Below are 17368 nucleotides of genomic sequence, written 5' to 3'. Positions count from 1 at the left end.
AGGTGATCACGTGGACCAAGAGGACAGGCCGATTCGGATCGGCGCACTCGTACCGCTGACCAAGCCCGGCTGGGTCGAAGCGGGCAGGCAGCTGCTGGCCGGGCTCGAGCTGGCCGTCGGCGAGGTCAACGACACCGGCGGGATCGGCGGCAGGCCAGTGGAGCTGGTGGTCCGGGACACCGCGGCCGATCCGGGGAAAGCCGCGTCGGCGGTGGACGAACTGGCCGGCCTGGGCGTGGCCGCGTTGGCCGGGGAGTATCACAGTGTGGTCGCTCGTGCCGTGGCTGCCAGGGCCGACGCTGCCGGCCTGCCGTATCTCTGCTCGTCCGCGGTGCTCGACGCGCTCACCGATGAGCCGACCGAACGGGTCGCCCGGCTGGCCCCGGCGCAGTCCCGGGGCTGGCGCGTCTACGCGGATTTCCTGCTCGCCGCGGGCCACCGCCGGATCGCCGTCGCCACCCAGCCGAGCGTGTACTGGGCTTCCGGGACCCGGATCCTGCGCGAGTACCTCGATTCACGGGGCGGCACTGTCGTCGAACTCGACATGGGCGCGCACTCCCCCGCGGCTGTGTGCGACGAACTCGTCAGCAACCGCGCGACAGCCCTGCTTCTGCTGGTCGGCATCCCGGAACCGGCCGTGCCGATCGTGCAGGCGGTGCGTGGTGACCAGCGCCTCGCCGAGGTCCTGATCGGCGCTCCGGCCGGTCAACCGGAGTTCGCCGGATGGGCGGCGTCGCTCGGTGACGACAGCGCCGCGATCCCGTTCCTGCGCTACCTTCCCGAACGGCTCACCGCCCTCGGCGCACGCGTCGAAACCGCCCTGCGCGAGCAGTTGGGCACAACGCCGTCCTTCGTCGCGTTCGAGGGCCACGACACGATCACCGTCCTGGCCGACGTGTTGCGCACCCACGGCACGGACCGGGCCCGCATCGCCGAAGCCTGGCCGCACGTCACAGTGGACGGCACCCGCGGGCAGATCCAGTTCTCCCGCACGCCGGGCATCAACGTGTGGCAATGGACGTGGCCGCCGATCCAGGTCGTGGATCGCGACCCGGCCGACCCCAGTCGGTTCCGGGTCCTGCACGCCGGCTGACCGTTTAGTAACACTAACGGTTACGTCTGCGTACTCGTTTTGAAACACTAACGGTTAGTGTTAACGTCGGCGGTATGAGGAAAGTGAGCTTCGCCGAGTTCGGCGGTCCGGACGTCCTGCACGTGATCGAGGCGGCGAAACCGGTCGCAGGCCCGGGTCGGATCCGGATCGCCGTGCGGGCGGCCGGGGTGAACCCCGCCGATTGGCGGGTCAGGGAAGGCCAGGTCCTGCAGGCCCACCCGACCGTGCTGCCCTCCGGAGTCGGCCAGGACGCCGCCGGAGTGGTGGACCAGATCGGCGACGGCGTCGACGGGGTCGAAGTCGGTGACGAGGTGTTCGGCAGGGGCTTGAGCACCTACGCCGAGTTCGCCCTGTTGTCGTCCTGGGCCCGGATCCCCGACGGGCTGACGTTCGAGGAGGCCGCCGGGTACCCCTCGGTGGTGGAGACCGCGCTGCGCATCATCCGCCAGGTCGGCGTTCAGCCCGGACAGACCTTGTTGGTCAGTGGCGCGGCCGGCGGAGTCGGGTCGGCGGCGTTGCAGATCGCCCGCGACCGCGGCATCACCGTGATCGGCCTAGCCGGGCCGGCCAACCAGGACTACCTGCGCAGCCTGGGTGCCCTCGCCACGACGTACGGCGAGGGCTGGGTGGAACGGGTGCGGCAGCTCGGCCGTGTCGACGCGGCACTGGACCTGGCCGGGTCCGGCGTGATCGGTGAACTCGTGGCGCTGACCGGGGATCCGCGGAAGGTGATCTCCATCGCCGACCTCACCGCACCGGAGCACGGCGTCGAATTCTCCGGCGTGGGCGGCAGCATGCCGGACGCGCTCGCCGAAGCCGTCGACCTCATCGCACGGGGAAAGCTGCACATCCCGGTCGAGAAGTCCTACACGCTCGCCGACGCCGCGGCGGCACACGCCGACAGCCAGGCCGGTCACACACGCGGCCGCCGGGTCGTCGTCGTCTGAGCCTGTTTTCCGTGCTGGCATCACGCGTCGCCGACGGGAACGCAGGCCTTCCTAGCCGATTCCCGCGGTACGGGCCGCGCGGCGCGACAGTTCGGCGAAAGCCACACGCAGCTGCGGCGGGGAGATCAGTTCGATCTCGGTGTCGAAACGGGCCAGCGACGCGGCGAGAGCGGCCCACGACCAGGACCCTGTCGTCAGCCTGGTTCGGCCGGCGCCGAGTTCTTCGACGATGCCGTCGCCCGCGAACGGAGCCACGTCCGCCGCGGGCAGGTCGAGGATCACCTCGCCGCGACAGGGCCACGCGTCCGTGCTCGCCGAACCCTTGAACTGGGCTGACAGGAACACAGCCACGTCGCCGCCCGGCACTGCGCGGGGAGGGAACCGCGGTCCGTTCGGGGTACGGGGCGTCATCCGGTCGGCGCGGTAGGTCCGCCAGTCCTCGCGGTCGGGATCCCAGCCGACCAGGTACCAGCGTCCACTCCGGACCACGAGGTGGTGCGGCTGCACCCGGCGGGGCGGCCGGGGCTCGGCGTCTTCGGGGCGTCCCGGCGAACGGTAGTCGAACCGCAGTTCCTCTCCCGCGCGGACGGCGGCGCTCAGCGTGAGCAGGACACCGGTGTCCACTTGGGGATCGGCGACGCGCCCGGCCGCGCCGATCGCCAAGGCGTCGACGCGCTGGCGCAACCGGGACGGCAGGACCTGCCGCACGGTCGCCAGTGCCCGCGCCGCCGCCTCCTCGATGCCCGCCCCCGTCCCGACGGCGATCCGCAACGCCACCGTGAGCGCGACCGCCTGTTCCTCGTCGAACAACAGCGGTGGCACCTGGCTGCCCGCCTCGAGCCGGTACCCGCCGTCGGGTCCTTTGACCGCCTGGACCGGGTAACCGAGTTCGCGTAGCCGGTCGACGTCCCGGCGCACAGTCCGGTCGCTGACGCCCAGTCGCTCGGCGAGCAGGCCACCCGGCCAGTCGCGGCGGGCCTGCAGCAGCGACAGCAACGCCAGCAGTCGGCTGGAGGTCGTCGTCGAGGAGGCGATCGGCATGCTCCGACCATGCCACAAGTAGCGGACGTTCTTTGACCGGTACTGCTGACATCGTCGTTCTCGTCGCCGGAAGCCTCCGGCAGCAGGATCCACTCGTGAAGGACCGGACCACCATGTCGCTCAACGCTGTCGCCCACCTGAACTTCCACGGTCAGGCCCGTGCGGCGCTCGAGTTCTACCAGTCGGTGTTCGGCGGGCAGCTCACCGTCACCACCTACGCCGACTTCGGGATGCCCGCCGACCTGCCCGGCGCCACGAACGTCGTGTTCGGCCAGGTCGTCGCCGGCAACGGCTTCCGGGTGATGGCCTACGACGTACCCGGTCAGGACGTACCGGCCGCGCCGGGCGCGCCGACCACGCGCCGCGAGAACGGCACCACGATCACCACGGAGCCGTACTTCCTCTCCGTCCGCGGCGAAAGCGCCGACGAGGTCACCCCCGTGTGGGAGGGCCTCGCCACGGGCGCGACCGTGATCGAGCCGTTCGGCCCCGCCCAGTGGGCGCCCGCCTTCGGGATGCTGGCCGACCGCTTCGGCGTCACCTGGATCGTCGACGTCGCTGCCCAGGCCTGACTTTGTCCGTGAGGGTCGTGCGGCCCACTTCGGTCGCACGACCCTCCACGACGAATTTGTCACGCCACCTTGATGACGACCTTGCCCGAGGCATGACCGTTCTCAACGGTGGCGAGCGCGGCCGGGGCGTCGGAGAGCGGATGGACCGCCGTGATCACGGGAGCGAGCACTCCGTCGAGGGCCAGCCGGGCAGCCCGCTCCAGGTTCTCGCGGTCGAGGCGCCGCTCGACGAACCGCCCACCGAGATCGGACACAGTCGAATCAGCCACGGCGATGACGTTGCCGGCGTGCCGGGCCAGCGGAGCGACCGTCCGCAGCGAGGCGCCTCCGACCATGTCGACGATCCCGTCCACTCCGTCCGGAACCAGCTCACGCACCGCCGCCACGACGTCCCCGGCGGTGTAGTCGATGAACCGCACCCCGATGGCCTCGGCGTGCTCACGCTTGGCGGTGCTCCCGGTGCCGATCACCCGCAGCTCACGCCCGACGGCCAGCCGCGCGACGGCGAGGCCGACCCCGCCACCGACCCCGTTGACCAGAAGCGCGGCACCGGCCCGGAGAGCGAGCTGGTCGAGTGCGTCCACCGCGGTCGTCCCCGCGATGGGCAACGTCGCCGCCACGGTCGCGGACAGACCCGCCGGGATGCGCGCGGTGTTCGGCGCGGACAACACCGTCGTCTCGGCGTACGTGCCGCCACCGGTGAGCGCGAAGCCGAAGACAGCGTCCCCCACCTCGAATCCGTCAACGTACTCACCAAGGGCGAGAACGGTTCCCGCTGCCTCCACACCCAGCACGCGGGGAAACGGCCGGCCGCCATCCAGCCCCGGCACCAGACCCGCGCGCAGCAGGTGATCGAGCGGATTCACACCGGCGACGTCGACCCGGATCAGCACCTCGCCGCGACCGGGAACAGGATCGGGACGGTCGAAGAACTCCTGCACCTCGGGCCCGCCGTACCTGCCGAAACCCAACGCCTGCCCCATTTTCCGCCGCCTCCGGGTGACCGGCCCGGTGGTTCCGGGCGCTGGCGCCATCCTCACCGCTGACACCGATGTAAGGGGCAACCGGCTGAGGCGCGGGTCACAGCGTCAGGACGACCGTGCCACTGTGGACAGTTCCGCCTGGTGCCTGCTGTTGGCCCTGATCAGCACGTCGAGCGCATCCCGGGTCTCGATCAGGTGCGCGATGTCGGCGTCGATCCGGTCGCGCTCACGCGTCATCGTCGCGAACGCCATCTCGACGACGCCCGGATCACCCGGGGTCTCCACGCACGGCAGCACGGTCGCGATCACCCGGCTGGACATGCCCGCCTCGAACAGCTTCCGGATCAGGGACACGCGCTCGACCTCGGCATCGGAGTAGTGCCGCTGCCCCGCGTCAGAGCGTGAGCTGGTCAGCAGGCCCTGCGCTTCGTAGTACCGCAGTGAACGCGCACTCACGCCCGTGCGCCTGGACAGCTCGCCGATCCGCATCCCTGAAAGCCTACGCGTGGTTGTCAGTGCGACACACCGACGCACGCGCCATGACGTGACATCCACCAGGACCTTGCCGACCGTGCCGTTCTGCACAGCCCCGTGCTCCTCGCCGACCATTGGGCGCGCCGGAGTTCTGCTTCGCGCTCAACGGCGCACCTGATAGCGCAGGTGAAGCACCCGGTTGCCCTGAATCGCCACGTCAGGCCCCTCCAGCAGGTGTTGCGCGCCGACCGACCCGAAGTAGCGCTTGCCGGACCCGAACACCACGGGCACGACGTCCATGCGCACCTCGTCGACCAGACCCGCGGCAAGCACCTGGCCACCGACGTCACCAGCGGCGACCTCGACTATGCGGTCCCCCGCAAGCTGCTGCGCCTTGGCCACGGCAGCTTCGACGCCGTCGACGAAGTGGAACGGCGCCTCGGGGTCCCAGCCGTCGGGAGCCGGCCGGTGCGTCACGACGATCACGTGGTCGATGCCGGCCGGAGGCTTCCCGTCCCAGCCGTCCGTGATGTCGAAGACGTGACGGCCGGCGATCGTCACCCCGATCTGGTCCCAGTACGCCCGGGTGTAGTCGTAGGACGCCTGCGACACCTTCAACTGTCCGCTGTCGTCCAACGGGACGTCACCGCTGGACAACCAGTCGAACAGCGGTCCAGGTTGGTCGTTCTCGTCCGCGACGAAGCCGTCCACCGACACCGAGCTGTACATGACCACCTTGCCCACGGGGCTCTCCTCTGCTTGGGGTGCCCCAAATTAGCGGGTCGCGAGCGGTCGCTCTTGTAAGAAATCAATCGGACGGCAGCGGCCAGCCCTCCAGCGTGTGACCCGGGTGTTCGAGCAGGAACCGCCGCCGGACTTCGAGGTACCGGGTCGGCGTGAGCCCGGTGAACGCCCGGAACTCGTGTCCGAAGTGGGCCTCTGGTCGAAGTAGCCCGCGCCACCGGCGAGTTCGCCCCAGTCGACCGGTCCGGCGGGGTCGATCGCGAACACGGTGGCGGTGAAGCGGTAGGTGCGGGCCAGCCGCTTCGGTGTGACGCCGATGAGCTCCTTGAACCGCTGCGCCAGATGAGTGGCGCTGACACCGGCTGCCACGCTCAGGTCGCCGATCGCCACCGCCCCGCTGGCCGCCGCGATGACGCTGCTCGTATGGCGGACCAGACCCAGGCCGGCGGTCTCGCACAGCCGTCGCATCAGCTCGTCCTCGAGCAGCGTCAGCATCGCGTGCGGTCCGTCCGCCGTGGCCAACCGGTCCCGCAGCTCAGCCGTGGCGGACCGGCCCCAGACCTGTTCTGTCGTCGCGGGACGGTCACACAGCTCGGTTGCGGGCATCGGCAGGAACGGCGCCAGCCCCCACGGCTTGAAGTGCACGCCGACAGACCGGGTCCGGAGTGGATAGCTGAACTCCCAGGCGCGGGTGGGCATGGTGACCACGCAGCCGTCGGCGTACTCGGCCATCTCGATGTCGGTGCCGCCGCGGACACGGAACGGCGCCCCGAGGTTGACGATGAGCAGCGCCGACGGGCTCGGCGGCAGCGTCAGCCGGGCGTACGGCGACGCACCCTCCAGGTAGTAGAGGTCGTCGATCAGCCCGTCCAGCGGCGGTCGCGGCACTCTGGACACGTATTCCACCCGCACAGCATCGCCGACGACCCGCTGTGCTCGCCTCCTCCGTTCACCAGATCCTCACTCGCTGAACGGGAATTGCTCCCCTGTGGGCGATTCGCTTCAGATCTGGCCGTGCAGCAGTCGCAGCAGGTGATCGAGGACGCGTCCGCTACTGACGCGAAGCCCGTCGTGCTCGTACTCGTTGGTCGCCCACAGTCGCAGGCCCCCGATGGTCTCGGCGGTCTGCAGGGAGTAAGTGGCATCGACGTACATGTCGTCGAGGTAGACGGCGGCAGCCACGGGGACGTCGTTCGCGGCCAAGCGCTGCGGATCGTAGAGGTCGGGCCAGTCCTCGCGGGCGAACAACACTTCGGCGGGCCCGCGCAGGGGCGCGAGACAGGGCTGGTCGAAGTGGCACGGGTAGGTCATCTCGCCGGTGAACAGCACCGGGTCGTCCCCGGCCAACGCCGTGCGTGCGTCGAACTGGGGGAACTCGCCGCGTACGCGCTGAGCTGCCCAGTTCGTCGCGCCGGTGCCGCGCTGGGCGTAGGTGAGTTCGTGCATGAGCGGGTTGAGCGGCAGTTGGGCGTAGCTGAGGAAAGCCGCGGCACGGGCGAGGAAGCTGTCGGACAGCTCCGCCCCGGCCCAGGTGTCTTCGAGCAGGTAGTGCAGCACGTCCGCGCCGTCGCTCGTACCGAGCATCATCCCGAGCGACTGGAAGGCCTCGACGGTGAGCAAGGATCCGTCCGGCAGTGGTTCCGGTCGCTCGATCAGGTGCGCGGCGATGCGGCGGACCAAGGCGGCGTCCTGCGGGTACCGGCGGTAGTACGCGGTGTTCTTGCGGTGCACGCGCGGATAGGTGGCGCGGTAGACCTCGTCGGCGGTGACGCGCAGCCCGGGAAGACCACCGGTGATCATCGCCTCGCGCAGGCCCTCGGGCGCGAACGAGAGGTATGTGACGGTGCACATGCCGCCGAAGCTCTGGCCGAGCACCGACCACGGTTCGCCGGCCAGTTCGCGCCTGATCAGTTCGGCGTCGCGGACAATGGAGTCGGCGCGGAAATGGCTGAGGTAGTCGGCCTGCGCGGCAGGCTCGCCACGGGCCGGGAGCGTTTGACGGGTGACCGGACTGGAGCGGCCCGTGCCGCGCTGGTCGAGCAGCAGGACGCGGTAGTCGTCGAGAGCGCGGTCCAGCCAGGAGTCCCGGCCGACCGGACGCGGCGAACGCATGCCGGGGCCACCTTGCAAGAACAGCAGCCAGGGCAGCCGCTCGCGCTCGCGTCCGATGGCCACGACCTCGCGAGCGTAGATCTCGATGTGCTCGCCATCCGGCCGATCATGGTCAAGGGGGACGGAGAAGAGATGATCGGTCAGCGTGACGCCGGGCATGGCGGGCTCCTTCGCGGCAATGGAGTGATCTTGATACAGGCACTGCTTCACATCAACTCCCCGAGCACCGCCTGGCCGAAGGCACCGCGGATCTCGCGGTCATGGCATAGGCCGCTGGAGGACCGCCGCTTCGAGGGCGCCATCATGGGCCTGGAGACACGCTGGTGCGCGATGGCCGCCTCCGACCCCCTGGCGCGGCGCCGTTCGGTGCGCCTGGCCGATCTCAGCAGCCGCGTCCTGCTCGTCGATCAGCGCACCGGGTCGTCCCACGCGGATTTGTGGCCCGCGGACGCGCACCCTGCGACACAGGAAAGCCGGCCCGGCATCGTCTGCCTGCCGGTGCGCGACGCCGAACCGATCGCCGTACGACTGGTCGGGTGGCGCGTCAGTCGCCGTATTGGTCGTATGCCTCGAACTCGCCGAGGTCGTCCGCGAACCAGCCCCGGTCTTGCCACGTCCCGGAGCCGTCCAGGGCACCCTCGTAGTCGAGCACCAGATAGCTGCCGCTCTGATTGCCGAGGCGCAGGCGACGGCCCCGGCTGAACAGCAGCAGGGTGGCGCTGACCTCCGGCTCGCCGCCGACCTGTTCCATGGCGAACGAGCCTTCCCAAGCGATCTGGAGGGTCGGCCCGGACGGCTCGGTCCCCGGATCGCGCAGAAGAACCCGTTCTCGATCTCGGTCCTTTTGTCGACGGTCACCTCCTGGTCGAGGTGGCGGCGAGGCTGGCGGCGAGGGCGTCGATCGCCTTCCGCCACCTGCCGGACTCGTATTCGTTGAGGTTCGTCACGACCACTCGTCCGCTCCCCGGCGTTCCCGGTTGGGACACACCACTTCGTTGACGCCGTTGCTCGTCTTGATCTCGACGTAGTCCGGGTAGGCCGCCTGTGTTTCCGGGACGCCGACGTGCCTGACGACACCGAGGAGCACCACTGAGTACCTTGCAGGCCAGCAATCGCGCAAACTCAGGGCCGGATCGCCTGCGAAGTCACCACCCCACCCGTTGCTCAGCGCGTGCACGCCGGTGTTGCGCTTACGTGTTCTGTCCGTGGTCACGGTCGTCTTCGTTGGCCAGCCAGTACGCAATGGGCTGTGCGAGTTCGTACGGACCTTGTCTGAACCGCCGTGTGGTGTTGTGCTCGATCTCATTCCACCGGATGCTTCTATCTGTCGACCAGTCAGTGGCCACACCACAAACGCGTGCGAGGTTGGTGGAGGCTTTCCAGATGGTGCTGGTTCCGGTACCCGCGTCAGTTTGGGCCTTTCTTCGTGCGATCTTTCACGCTCATACATCGAGGGGAGTTGTGACCAGAATGTCCAAGCGACAACGTGTGACCGTTGCGGCAGGTGCTGTCCTTGCTCTACTTCTTTCACCCGGCCTGGCCGTAACCGCGCATGCAGGGACGTCAATCAACGATGCGTGGGAAACCATCAAGGCATCGGACCCGAAGCTGGCGCAAGACATCGGATCCATCGATGGTTCCCGGACGAACAGCGGTATCCGACTCTCTGTTGCGACACACCTGGGCTCGGGTAACAGCCGGATTTCGCTGCCCGGAAACTCCGGCACCGTGGTTTCGTCGTCGAACACCGGAGCCAGGCTTGTAACGAGCGGCGACGGCACCTTCACCGCAATCGTGAATCGAAGTGATGGGCTGACCACTCATCTGGCAACAGTGCTCGACCAGGACTCGAAGAAAAACGCCGTGGAGTTCGGCGTCGAGAACGCCGCCGTCAGCCTGACCGCCGACGGCTTGGCGAACCTGAAGGCAGCCAATGGCGAGACCTGGTTTGTCGCGCCGCCACTTGTCAGTGACGCACGAGGGCACAAGGTTCAGGCGAAGTTCACGACGAACGGCGCGAACCTGACTCTAACACTGGACAAGAATCACGACGCGGCTTACCCAATCGTGGCGAACACGGTGATGGCGACAGCCTTGTTCCGTAACCTGTACGCGGACTTCTGGAAAAACGATTTCCGGTTCAACGGAGATCTCACCGTCGCGGGCTGGGCTGTATACATCTCGGGGCCCATGGGGCAGCTGACGCTGAACAACAGCGGCTGGAAGGAGTGGACGAAGAAGTTCCCCGACATTACCAACAAACCGACCCTCAACCAGCAGTATCGCTGCCACGTTCTCGGAGCGCTCGCCGCCGGTCAGTGGAACTTGGAACGGGCACGTCGCAATATGAGTTCAAACCTCTGGCACGACTGGTTCGTGAAGCGGTGCAACTGGTGACCGTCAAGCGCAACCCTTCGAACAGCCCTTGAAGGAACGAGCGAGACCCGAACGCAAGCAAGGTAGCCTCCGGGGACCGGGAACTTCCCCCGGAGGCTGCCTGTGCCCGACGCGCTCCTTGGCGTAACGCTGCGATTGCTGGTCAGCGGAAGAGACGGAAGAACCCGCGCACCTGCTCGACCAGCGACTCCGGCTGCTCCAGCGCGGCGAAGTGACCACCTCGCGGCAGTTCCTCGAACCAGCGCAGGTCGGTGAACCGCAGCTCGGCCTCCCGCCGCGAGGGGCGGGTGAGGTCCCGTGGGTAGATCGACAGCCCCGACGGCGCCGTGACGCGGTCCTGGAAACCGCGGAAGCTCTCCCAGTACAGGCGCGCCGATGACGTGGCCGACGCGGTGAACCAGTAGACCGAGATCTCGTCGAGGATCTGCTGCCGCGACACCGCATCCTCGGCGCGGCCGTTGTTGTCGGTCCAGGCCCAGTACTTCTCGGCGATCCAGGCGGCCTGGCCCGCCGGGGAGTCGGTGAGGCCGTAGCCGAGCGTCTGCGGCCGCGTCGCCTGCTGCCCCGAGTAACCTCGGCCGGTGCGCTGGAACTCCTTCTGAGCCTCGAGGCTCGCCCGTTCAGCGGGCGTCGGGTCGTCGAAGTTACCTAGCGTCACAGAGCCCAGGTTCAGGTGCACAGCGGCGACCCGCTCGGGCGCCACCTCGCCCAGCGCCCCGGACACCGCAGAACCCCAGTCCCCGCCCTGTGCGCCGTAGCGCTGGTAACCCAGCGAGACCATCAGCGTGTTCCAGGCGCGAGCGATGCGCGTGACACCCCACCCTGTCGTCGTCGGCTTGTCACTCCAGCCGTACCCGGGCAACGACGGCGCGACGACGTGGAACGCGTCCACCGGGTCCCCACCGTGCGCGTGCGGGTCGGCCAACGGGCCGAGGACTTCCAGGAACTCGAGCACCGAACCCGGCCAGCCGTGCGTGAGCACCAGCGGGAACGCGTTCGGCTCCGGCGAGCGGACGTGCAGGAAGTGGATGCCCAGCCCGTCGATCGTGTCGCGGTACTGCGGGAACACGTTCAGCCGCTCGGCGAACCCGAAGTCGTAGTCCTCGGCCCAGCTACGGCACAGCTCCTGCGCATAAGCCAGCGGTACTCCCTGCGACCAGTCATCCACTGTCTCGGGTTCGGGCCACCGCGTCCGTCGCAACCGGTCACGCAGGTCCGCGATCTCGGCTTCGGTGACGCTGACCTCGAAGGGCTCGGGGGCCACAGCTGACTCACTTTCTGCCCGGACTTGCCGGACTGACGCGGGATTCCGCTGGACATCGGGCGCCGGGGCGGCGGGTCACGGCAAGGACGAGCCCGGCCGCGGGAAGTACCGCCAGCACGGCGAGGGCTACCGGCACCGACACGATGCCGGACAGGCCCGCGACAGTGGCCGGACCGATCCCGCCACCCAGGTTGAGCATGAAGGTGAGCAGGCCCACCAGCACAGCCTGGGCGCCGGCGAACCCGCACACGGTCAGCGCCACGCCGACGACAACCGGATCGGGCCGTTGAACACCGCGACCACGAGCACGCCGACGGCGGTGAGTGCCGCAAGCCCGGCCGACACCTGCCACGTGGTGAACGGTGCGGTCAGGGTGGTGGACATCGCGCGCGCCAAGGAATTGGACCAGCTCCCCAATGTCGAGTACCGCGTGCGCGACGCCACCCGGCCCGATCCCGAGCCCGGTCCCGCCTTCGACGGACAGTTCGACCTGGTCGTGTCGGTGTACGTGTTGTGCTACGCCACCGCCCTGGCCGAGCTGACCGGGCTGCTCACCACGGCACGCCGGGCGCTCAAGCCCGGCGGTGAACTCCTCGCCGTCACCCTCAACCCCGACTGCGGGCAGGGCACGGATTACCACGTCGGCTACGGCTTCACACTGAGCCAATGCGAGTCAGGACAGCAGTTTGAGGCTTCCCGTGAGCGAGGCCACCCACTTCCGCGGTCCCGCCAGGCCGACCCCGTGGACCTCCTCCTCGCCCAGCTCGCGACGCGTGAATTCCGACTGGTAAGCGTTGAAGTCGTGCATGTTGCGCGCGAAGGCGGGGAACGGCACGACCACCGTCTCCTCCTCGCCGTTCACCGCACGGAGCAGAAGCCCACGCAGCACGGACGGCTCCGCCTGCAAGACGGGCACCGGCACCGACGCGCTGGGATGGATGGTGACACCGGTCCGGTCGACGAGCCGGGGGCCGCCGAGATGCGGGGCGGCGGCGCCAAGGCCGATGGCGATGGTCGCGATGGTGTTGCCGACAAGACCGGGACTCAGCGACGGGTCCACCACAATGGCCACGCGGACGGCGTCTTGTGCCAGCCGCGCGTTCACCGGCCAGCTCCGACGACCGTGAGAGCCACGGTGCAGGTGCTCGCCCGGACGACCCGCTCCGGCTCCAGCAGCGACACCTCGTCACGGGGACTGGGGTGGAAACGCAGCTCGCCCGTCGCGCCGTGGGCCGTGCCGATCAGCTTGTCCGACACCAGGGCGCGTGCTGTTGTGGGCGTTCCCCGGTCCGGTGTGCCTCCCAGTAGCGTGGGCGTGGCCACTTGCCCGTACGTGGGCGCGGCCAGGAAGCCGATCGGCTCGGCAGGCTCACCGGTCAGTGTGATCGCGGCTTCCGCGAGACGCCGATCCTTGACCGCGAGGCTGGCGCCGAGGCGCACCCCTGCCCGGTGAGGCGCGGCCGCTGGATGCTCCAGTTCGTAGCTGCGGGTGATCCACACACTGCCGATCTTCTTCGGCCATCCCTGCAACCAGCCCCGCGCCAGTGAGAGGTCCTGGTCGACGTAGATGAAAGGGCAGTAGAACACCCGTTGACCTGACCGTTCGGCCTCGACCAGCACGATGTGTTCCTTGTACTGCGCGTAGACCGGGTCGAGCAACTCGGTGCCGTCGGTCGTGAACTGCCAGTCGCAGAAGTGCGCCGCGCCCTCTCCTGTCGCGGTGAAGCTGTGGGGCAGCAGTGACTGCGCCGCGTCGCGGGCGAACTCGAGCTCCAGCGACATCACCTGGCCGGCGTAGTGCCACGGCGGCGCCGAGATCAGAGCCGACCGCCCGGACGGGGTGTAGGGACCAGTGAAGCCAGTGAGGAAGTCAGGGTGGGTCACAGGGGTGATGCTATGCCCGAGTCGTGGGGCAAATGGTCCTCTTTTTGCCTGGACAAGGCCGGTATTCAGGTAGATCTTGCCCGAATAGGGGACGCCTGTGCGAATCTGTTCCCATGCCTTCATCTGACCCGGAGTTCGACGCTCAGGATCTCGCGTTGCTGCGAGCGCTGCAGAACAACGCGCGGCTGACCGTCGCCCAACTGGCCGAGGAGATCCGGCTCTCGAGCTCGCCAACGTGGCGGCGCGTGAAACGGCTCGAGGAAGACGGCATCGTCACCGGCTACCGTGCGGCACTCGACCGCCGGGCCCTGGGGTGGGGCGTGCTCGCCTTCATCGCGGTCTCCATCGAGGACCACGGCGACGAGGCGGCGAAGGCCTTCGAGATGGCCGTGGACGACCTCGCTGAGATCGTCGCGTGCTGGAGCGTTTCGGGCGACTCCGATTTCCTGTTGCAAGTCGTCGGGCGCGACCTCGACAGTTACGCCGACTTCGCGATGACCACGATCCGCCGGTTGCCGGGCATCAAGGCGATGCGCACGATCTTCACGCTCAAGGAGATCAAGCCGCCGACGGCGTGGCCGATTCCTTAGTGGCCTGGTCACCAGTCGCGACGTCTTCCAGCTCGGCAATGTGGTCGGTCGACGATGCAGCACCCTACGCACGGCGTTGACCAGGCGAAACAGGCTGGGAGGCGGTAGGCGCGCCCAGTCTCCGCAGGGTCACTCCCACCCTCTCGACATCACCAACGAGCCACTCCGGCCAGATCCGCAGGTCAGCGCCGGTGATCGATCACTGACACGTGTCGCGCGGCCGCTGACCGACTGACACTTCGCGGCACATTCCCGGCTTACTCAAGATCCGGTTGGCGCAAGCGCGGCATCTGACATCCACAACTCGCAGTTGACGATTGTGCCGTCGTTGGTGGGAATGGCCCGGCACACCTCGGCGGACCCCGCACCGTCGATGGTGGCCCCGGCACTGTTACCGGTCGCAGTTCGGCCGTCGCTGAAGTCTCCGGCCGCGGTCAGCCGGTCCCTGTCGAGGGCACCTTCCAGGATGCCGGTGTTACCGGCACCGCCACGGCTGGCACTGCCTTTCGGGCGACGGATTGCCTGCACCGGATTGCCCTCGACCACCCCATGGACCAACAGGAACGCGAACCACCCGTTCCACGTCGACCACGCCCGCGCCGGTCCAGCCGCCCGGGGTGCCGCGTCGATCTTGAACGGCGAAATCGTCACCCATTCGGCCCGCATGGTCAGTTCGATACCTCAAAACATGTCCCTGACCAGGAGAAACGCGCCAGGAGGCTCGTAGCCGCGTCGAACCGCCCGCTCGGCCACTCCCACCCTCCCAGTGTCACGAACGGGCCTCTCCGGCTGAAACCACAGGTCAGAGCTCTGGCGCGACCTACCGAATCGGTCACCACCGAACCTTCGGCTGCGCGTCACATGTGACGCGCACGTTGATTGTCAGTACACACGCACGCATTTTGTCAGTGAACGATTCAGAGAGCGGCGTCGGCTGGGAATCGTCTACGTAGTCACGGCGAGGCTGGCGGGTGCTGGTCAGCAACAAGGTCCCTGGACATCGACGTCTCGGCGGTCAAGCGCTCCGGCTGACGCCGACCCGGTCCAGGTAGTCCCGCACGGCAGTCCTGCTCGCACCGGGTGCGCGCAGCGCGAGGTAGCCATCAGGTCGCACCAGGACGAGGGTGTCGCCGGTGACGCCGTACGCGGTCCGCGCGTGCCCCTCGACGTCCACCAGATCGGCACCACTGCCCGGCGCGCCGACCAGCACCGGCTTGATGAGTCCACAGTGGGCGGTGCCGACGTCCTGCAGTGGACCGGCGCAGGACTCGCCGAAGCCGAGCAGGGTGAAATGCGGGCCGCGGAAGGCGTCGAACAGCCGCCGTGGCGTGCCGGAGCTGTCCACGCAGGGCGCGTCGGGCGCACGATCACCGGCGCGCGGTCCATTGCCGGCGTCGCCGTCGACGGACAGCGAGCTGGCCGGGTAGCCGAGCCCGAGCTGCTGGCCGTCCGGGGGCGCGCCGTCCGCGATGTCCGTGCTGCCACCGTTGACGAACCGCTCCGCGACCCTGCGCAGCCCCTCGGCACTCACGCCGAGCGTCCACGAGGCGACCGGGAGCCGCTCCTCCTGGTAGCTGTCCAGCAGCGACTGCCGCGCGCCGGAACACACCATGGCGAGCTTCCAGCCGAGGTTGTACGCGTCCTGGATGCCGGTGTTCATGCCGAGTCCGCCGGCCGGCGGATGCACGTGCGCTGCGTCCCCGGCCAGCAACACCCGGCCCACTCTGAACCGGTCGACCATCCGCACGTTCACCCGGTACGTGGACAGCCAGCTTGCCTTCGTGAGCCGGATGCCGTGCCCGCCGGCGAGATCGTCCACGATCCGCCGGAAGTACGGCAGCGAGGGTTCGGGGAGGCTGCCCTCCGCGCCGAAGTCCCTGAACGGTACGGCCTGCAGTTGCCAGGACCGCTCGTGGCGGAACGGGCACAGGGCCAGGAACCCGCGCCGGCGGACGGACCACTGGTACCAGGCGTCCGGTTCGAGCCCGCTGAGCTCGACGTCCCCGAGCAGCATGGCCTGCTCCCGGTTCTCACCCTCGAAGCGCACGCCGAGTGCCTTGCGCACGGTGCTGCGGCCGCCGTCGCAGCCGACCAGGTAGCGCGCAGCCACCCGCTCCCCGGTATCCAGCACCGCATGCACACCGTTCGCGGCCTGGCTGAACTCGGCGAGGCCTGCGGCCAGTTCCACCCGCACGCCGTCCTCGGCGAGCCGCGCGCGCAGGATCCGCTCGATCCGCCACTGCGGGATCAGCAGCCCGCCGTCGTAGGGCCGATCCGGTGTGGGTGCCCGCTGGGCGTGCGGGTCGGCCTCGGCAACCAGGGCGCCGTCGAGGTACCGCCGGTGTGGCAGGTGCCGGAACCCGTAGTGCAGCACCTCGTCGGCGACACCGAGGTCGTCCAGCACCTCCTGGGTGCGTGCGGTGAGCCCCTTGCCGCGCGAACCGGGGAAGTGCTCGCCAGCTCGGTCGACGATGCGCACGTCGACGCCCCGGCGGGCCAGCTCGATGGCCAGCGTGAGTCCGGTGGGTCCGGCGCCCGCGATCAGGACGTCGGTCACCGGTCACCGTCCTGGCGCACTGCCGACGCCGTACCAGGCGCGTCGTTGCCGAGGTCGATCAGCTGCTGGTCCAGCGCGACCCGGTTGTGCGAGGCGGCGGCCTCGGCCTGATTGGTGGTGCGTTCGGCCTCGGCCCTGGGCGCATCGGGGTGGCCCATCGTCGCCGCCTGCGAGTAGCGGGAGGCACCCGCCGCGCTCGTGGTCCACGACAAACGCGAGTCAGCGATCAGCGCCCGCACCTCGTCGTAGCCGCTGACCAACCAGGCCGGATCCCCCACCGGGGTCCGCACCGCCCCGACCGGCACCGATGCGGCATGCATGCTCGCCATCACACCCTCCCTGATCCCTGCGGTCACTGAGGCGATCGGCGGTGACGCTAGCCGGTTTCCGAGCAGGGTGGCCTCGTGCTGGAGGTGGAGAGCGGGTGGATACCTGCCTGGGAAATCTCTCCACCGCAGTTCTTACCGCGAACCGACGACACACCCGGAGCGGTGTTCGTAGCGTCGTCATCAACGGTTATGCCGTCGCGATAGTGACCATCGAAGGAGCACCACCCATGTTGATCAGATCCCTGCTGACTGTCACTGGCCTGTTGTCCGGTGTGCCAACCGCGGTGTGGCTGACCGTGGTTGTCCTCGCCGTGGTTGGCGTGATGGCCAGCGCTGTATCGCCTGGCCAAGCACATGCTG

20 protein-coding genes and 2 pseudogenes are annotated in these 17368 nt (G+C 68.8%); 6 read left to right on the top strand and 16 right to left on the bottom strand.

Annotated elements, in window-relative coordinates; genetic code table 11:
* Window positions 1-10: 10 nt before the first annotated feature.
* On the top strand, window positions 11-1093 hold the full coding sequence (locus AOZ06_RS27420; protein WP_054292033.1) for an ABC transporter substrate-binding protein: 1083 nt from the start codon (window positions 11-13) through the stop codon (window positions 1091-1093).
* Between the two features lie 74 nt (window positions 1094-1167).
* Window positions 1168-2061, top strand: a complete 894-nt coding sequence (locus AOZ06_RS27415; protein ID WP_054292032.1) for an NADP-dependent oxidoreductase — start codon at window positions 1168-1170, stop codon at window positions 2059-2061.
* Between the two features lie 51 nt (window positions 2062-2112).
* On the opposite strand, the gene AOZ06_RS27410 is transcribed toward AOZ06_RS27415, so the two are convergent.
* Window positions 2113-3102: a helix-turn-helix transcriptional regulator gene (locus tag AOZ06_RS27410; protein ID WP_054292031.1), complete on the bottom strand. Its 990-nt coding sequence runs from the start codon at window positions 3100-3102 to the stop codon at window positions 2113-2115.
* Window positions 3103-3215: 113 nt separating this feature from the next.
* On the opposite strand from AOZ06_RS27410, the gene AOZ06_RS27405 reads away from it, so the two are divergent.
* A complete protein-coding gene (locus tag AOZ06_RS27405; RefSeq protein ID WP_054296956.1) occupies window positions 3216-3674 on the top strand; it encodes a VOC family protein in 459 nt (152 codons plus the stop codon).
* A gap of 59 nt (window positions 3675-3733) precedes the next feature.
* On the opposite strand, the gene AOZ06_RS27400 is transcribed toward AOZ06_RS27405, so the two are convergent.
* From AOZ06_RS27400 to AOZ06_RS56825, 7 genes and pseudogenes are all read right to left on the bottom strand, one after another.
* A complete protein-coding gene (locus AOZ06_RS27400; RefSeq protein WP_157233276.1) occupies window positions 3734-4657 on the bottom strand; it encodes an NADP-dependent oxidoreductase in 924 nt (307 codons plus the stop codon).
* Between the two features lie 105 nt (window positions 4658-4762).
* Window positions 4763-5146: a MerR family transcriptional regulator gene (locus tag AOZ06_RS27395; RefSeq protein WP_054296954.1), complete on the bottom strand. Its 384-nt coding sequence runs from the start codon at window positions 5144-5146 to the stop codon at window positions 4763-4765.
* A 147-nt stretch (window positions 5147-5293) separates the two neighbouring features.
* Window positions 5294-5875, bottom strand: a complete 582-nt coding sequence (locus AOZ06_RS27390) for a dihydrofolate reductase family protein (protein ID WP_054292030.1) — start codon at window positions 5873-5875, stop codon at window positions 5294-5296.
* Between the two features lie 64 nt (window positions 5876-5939).
* Window positions 5940-6763 (bottom strand): annotated as a pseudogene (locus AOZ06_RS27385) (helix-turn-helix domain-containing protein).
* 114 nt (window positions 6764-6877) lie between these two features.
* Window positions 6878-8146 carry an alpha/beta fold hydrolase gene (locus AOZ06_RS27380; RefSeq protein ID WP_054292029.1) on the bottom strand — a complete coding sequence of 423 codons (1269 nt, stop codon included), beginning with the start codon at window positions 8144-8146 and terminating at the stop codon, window positions 6878-6880.
* A gap of 385 nt (window positions 8147-8531) precedes the next feature.
* Complete coding sequence (locus AOZ06_RS56830) at window positions 8532-8738, bottom strand: hypothetical protein (RefSeq protein ID WP_054292028.1); 207 nt, start codon at window positions 8736-8738, stop codon at window positions 8532-8534.
* A 192-nt stretch (window positions 8739-8930) separates the two neighbouring features.
* Entirely contained in the window at window positions 8931-9074 is a 144-nt protein-coding gene (locus tag AOZ06_RS56825; protein WP_157233275.1) for a hypothetical protein, read from the bottom strand.
* Window positions 9075-9457: 383 nt separating this feature from the next.
* Between AOZ06_RS56825 and AOZ06_RS56820 the strand changes: the two genes are divergently transcribed.
* Window positions 9458-10384: a DUF2599 domain-containing protein gene (locus tag AOZ06_RS56820; RefSeq protein ID WP_157233274.1), complete on the top strand. Its 927-nt coding sequence runs from the start codon at window positions 9458-9460 to the stop codon at window positions 10382-10384.
* Between the two features lie 142 nt (window positions 10385-10526).
* On the opposite strand, the gene AOZ06_RS27365 is transcribed toward AOZ06_RS56820, so the two are convergent.
* From AOZ06_RS27365 to AOZ06_RS61340, 3 genes are read right to left on the bottom strand one after another with little or no spacing between them, the layout of a single operon-like run.
* On the bottom strand, window positions 10527-11648 hold the full coding sequence (locus tag AOZ06_RS27365) for an epoxide hydrolase family protein (protein WP_054292026.1): 1122 nt from the start codon (window positions 11646-11648) through the stop codon (window positions 10527-10529).
* Between the two features lie 7 nt (window positions 11649-11655).
* Entirely contained in the window at window positions 11656-11910 is a 255-nt protein-coding gene (locus AOZ06_RS60305) for a hypothetical protein (protein WP_054292025.1), read from the bottom strand.
* Window positions 11901-12032, bottom strand: a complete 132-nt coding sequence (locus AOZ06_RS61340) for a hypothetical protein (RefSeq protein ID WP_257721426.1) — start codon at window positions 12030-12032, stop codon at window positions 11901-11903. Before AOZ06_RS61340 ends, AOZ06_RS60305 begins: the two co-directional genes overlap by 10 nt.
* Between AOZ06_RS61340 and AOZ06_RS62205 the strand changes: the two are divergent.
* Window positions 12001-12183 (top strand): annotated as a pseudogene (locus AOZ06_RS62205) (class I SAM-dependent methyltransferase); the annotation flags it as partial. The gene AOZ06_RS61340 and the pseudogene AOZ06_RS62205 sit on opposite strands and share 32 nt — an antisense overlap.
* A gap of 138 nt (window positions 12184-12321) precedes the next feature.
* Here the strand turns inward: AOZ06_RS62205 and AOZ06_RS27355 are convergent.
* Together AOZ06_RS27355 and AOZ06_RS27350 are read right to left on the bottom strand one after the other, a co-directional pair.
* Window positions 12322-12753, bottom strand: a complete 432-nt coding sequence (locus AOZ06_RS27355) for a DUF2000 domain-containing protein (protein ID WP_218921783.1) — start codon at window positions 12751-12753, stop codon at window positions 12322-12324.
* Window positions 12750-13532 (bottom strand): acetoacetate decarboxylase family protein, encoded by a 783-nt coding sequence (locus AOZ06_RS27350; RefSeq protein WP_054292024.1) that lies wholly within the window; start codon window positions 13530-13532, stop codon window positions 12750-12752. Before AOZ06_RS27350 ends, AOZ06_RS27355 begins: the two co-directional genes overlap by 4 nt.
* Before the next feature lie 113 nt (window positions 13533-13645).
* Here AOZ06_RS27350 and AOZ06_RS27345 point away from each other — a divergent pair, with 113 nt between their 5' ends.
* Window positions 13646-14122 carry an Lrp/AsnC family transcriptional regulator gene (locus AOZ06_RS27345; protein ID WP_054292023.1) on the top strand — a complete coding sequence of 159 codons (477 nt, stop codon included), beginning with the start codon at window positions 13646-13648 and terminating at the stop codon, window positions 14120-14122.
* A 261-nt stretch (window positions 14123-14383) separates the two neighbouring features.
* Here the strand turns inward: AOZ06_RS27345 and AOZ06_RS27340 are convergent, their stop codons facing one another.
* The 3 genes from AOZ06_RS27340 to AOZ06_RS27330 form a co-directional block, all read right to left on the bottom strand.
* Window positions 14384-14788: a hypothetical protein gene (locus AOZ06_RS27340; protein WP_054292022.1), complete on the bottom strand. Its 405-nt coding sequence runs from the start codon at window positions 14786-14788 to the stop codon at window positions 14384-14386.
* A 349-nt stretch (window positions 14789-15137) separates the two neighbouring features.
* Window positions 15138-16679 (bottom strand): FAD-dependent oxidoreductase, encoded by a 1542-nt coding sequence (locus AOZ06_RS27335; protein ID WP_054292021.1) that lies wholly within the window; start codon window positions 16677-16679, stop codon window positions 15138-15140.
* Entirely contained in the window at window positions 16676-17008 is a 333-nt protein-coding gene (locus tag AOZ06_RS27330) for a hypothetical protein (protein WP_157233273.1), read from the bottom strand. The genes AOZ06_RS27335 and AOZ06_RS27330 overlap by 4 nt, the downstream gene beginning before the upstream one ends.
* Window positions 17009-17368: the final 360 nt, after the last annotated feature.

The organism is Kibdelosporangium phytohabitans (assembly GCF_001302585.1).
Taxonomy (GTDB): Bacteria; Actinomycetota; Actinomycetes; order Mycobacteriales; family Pseudonocardiaceae; genus Kibdelosporangium; species Kibdelosporangium phytohabitans.
The sequence above is the reverse complement of the archived record's forward strand: the minus strand, read 5'-3'. Positions and strand labels throughout refer to the sequence as shown.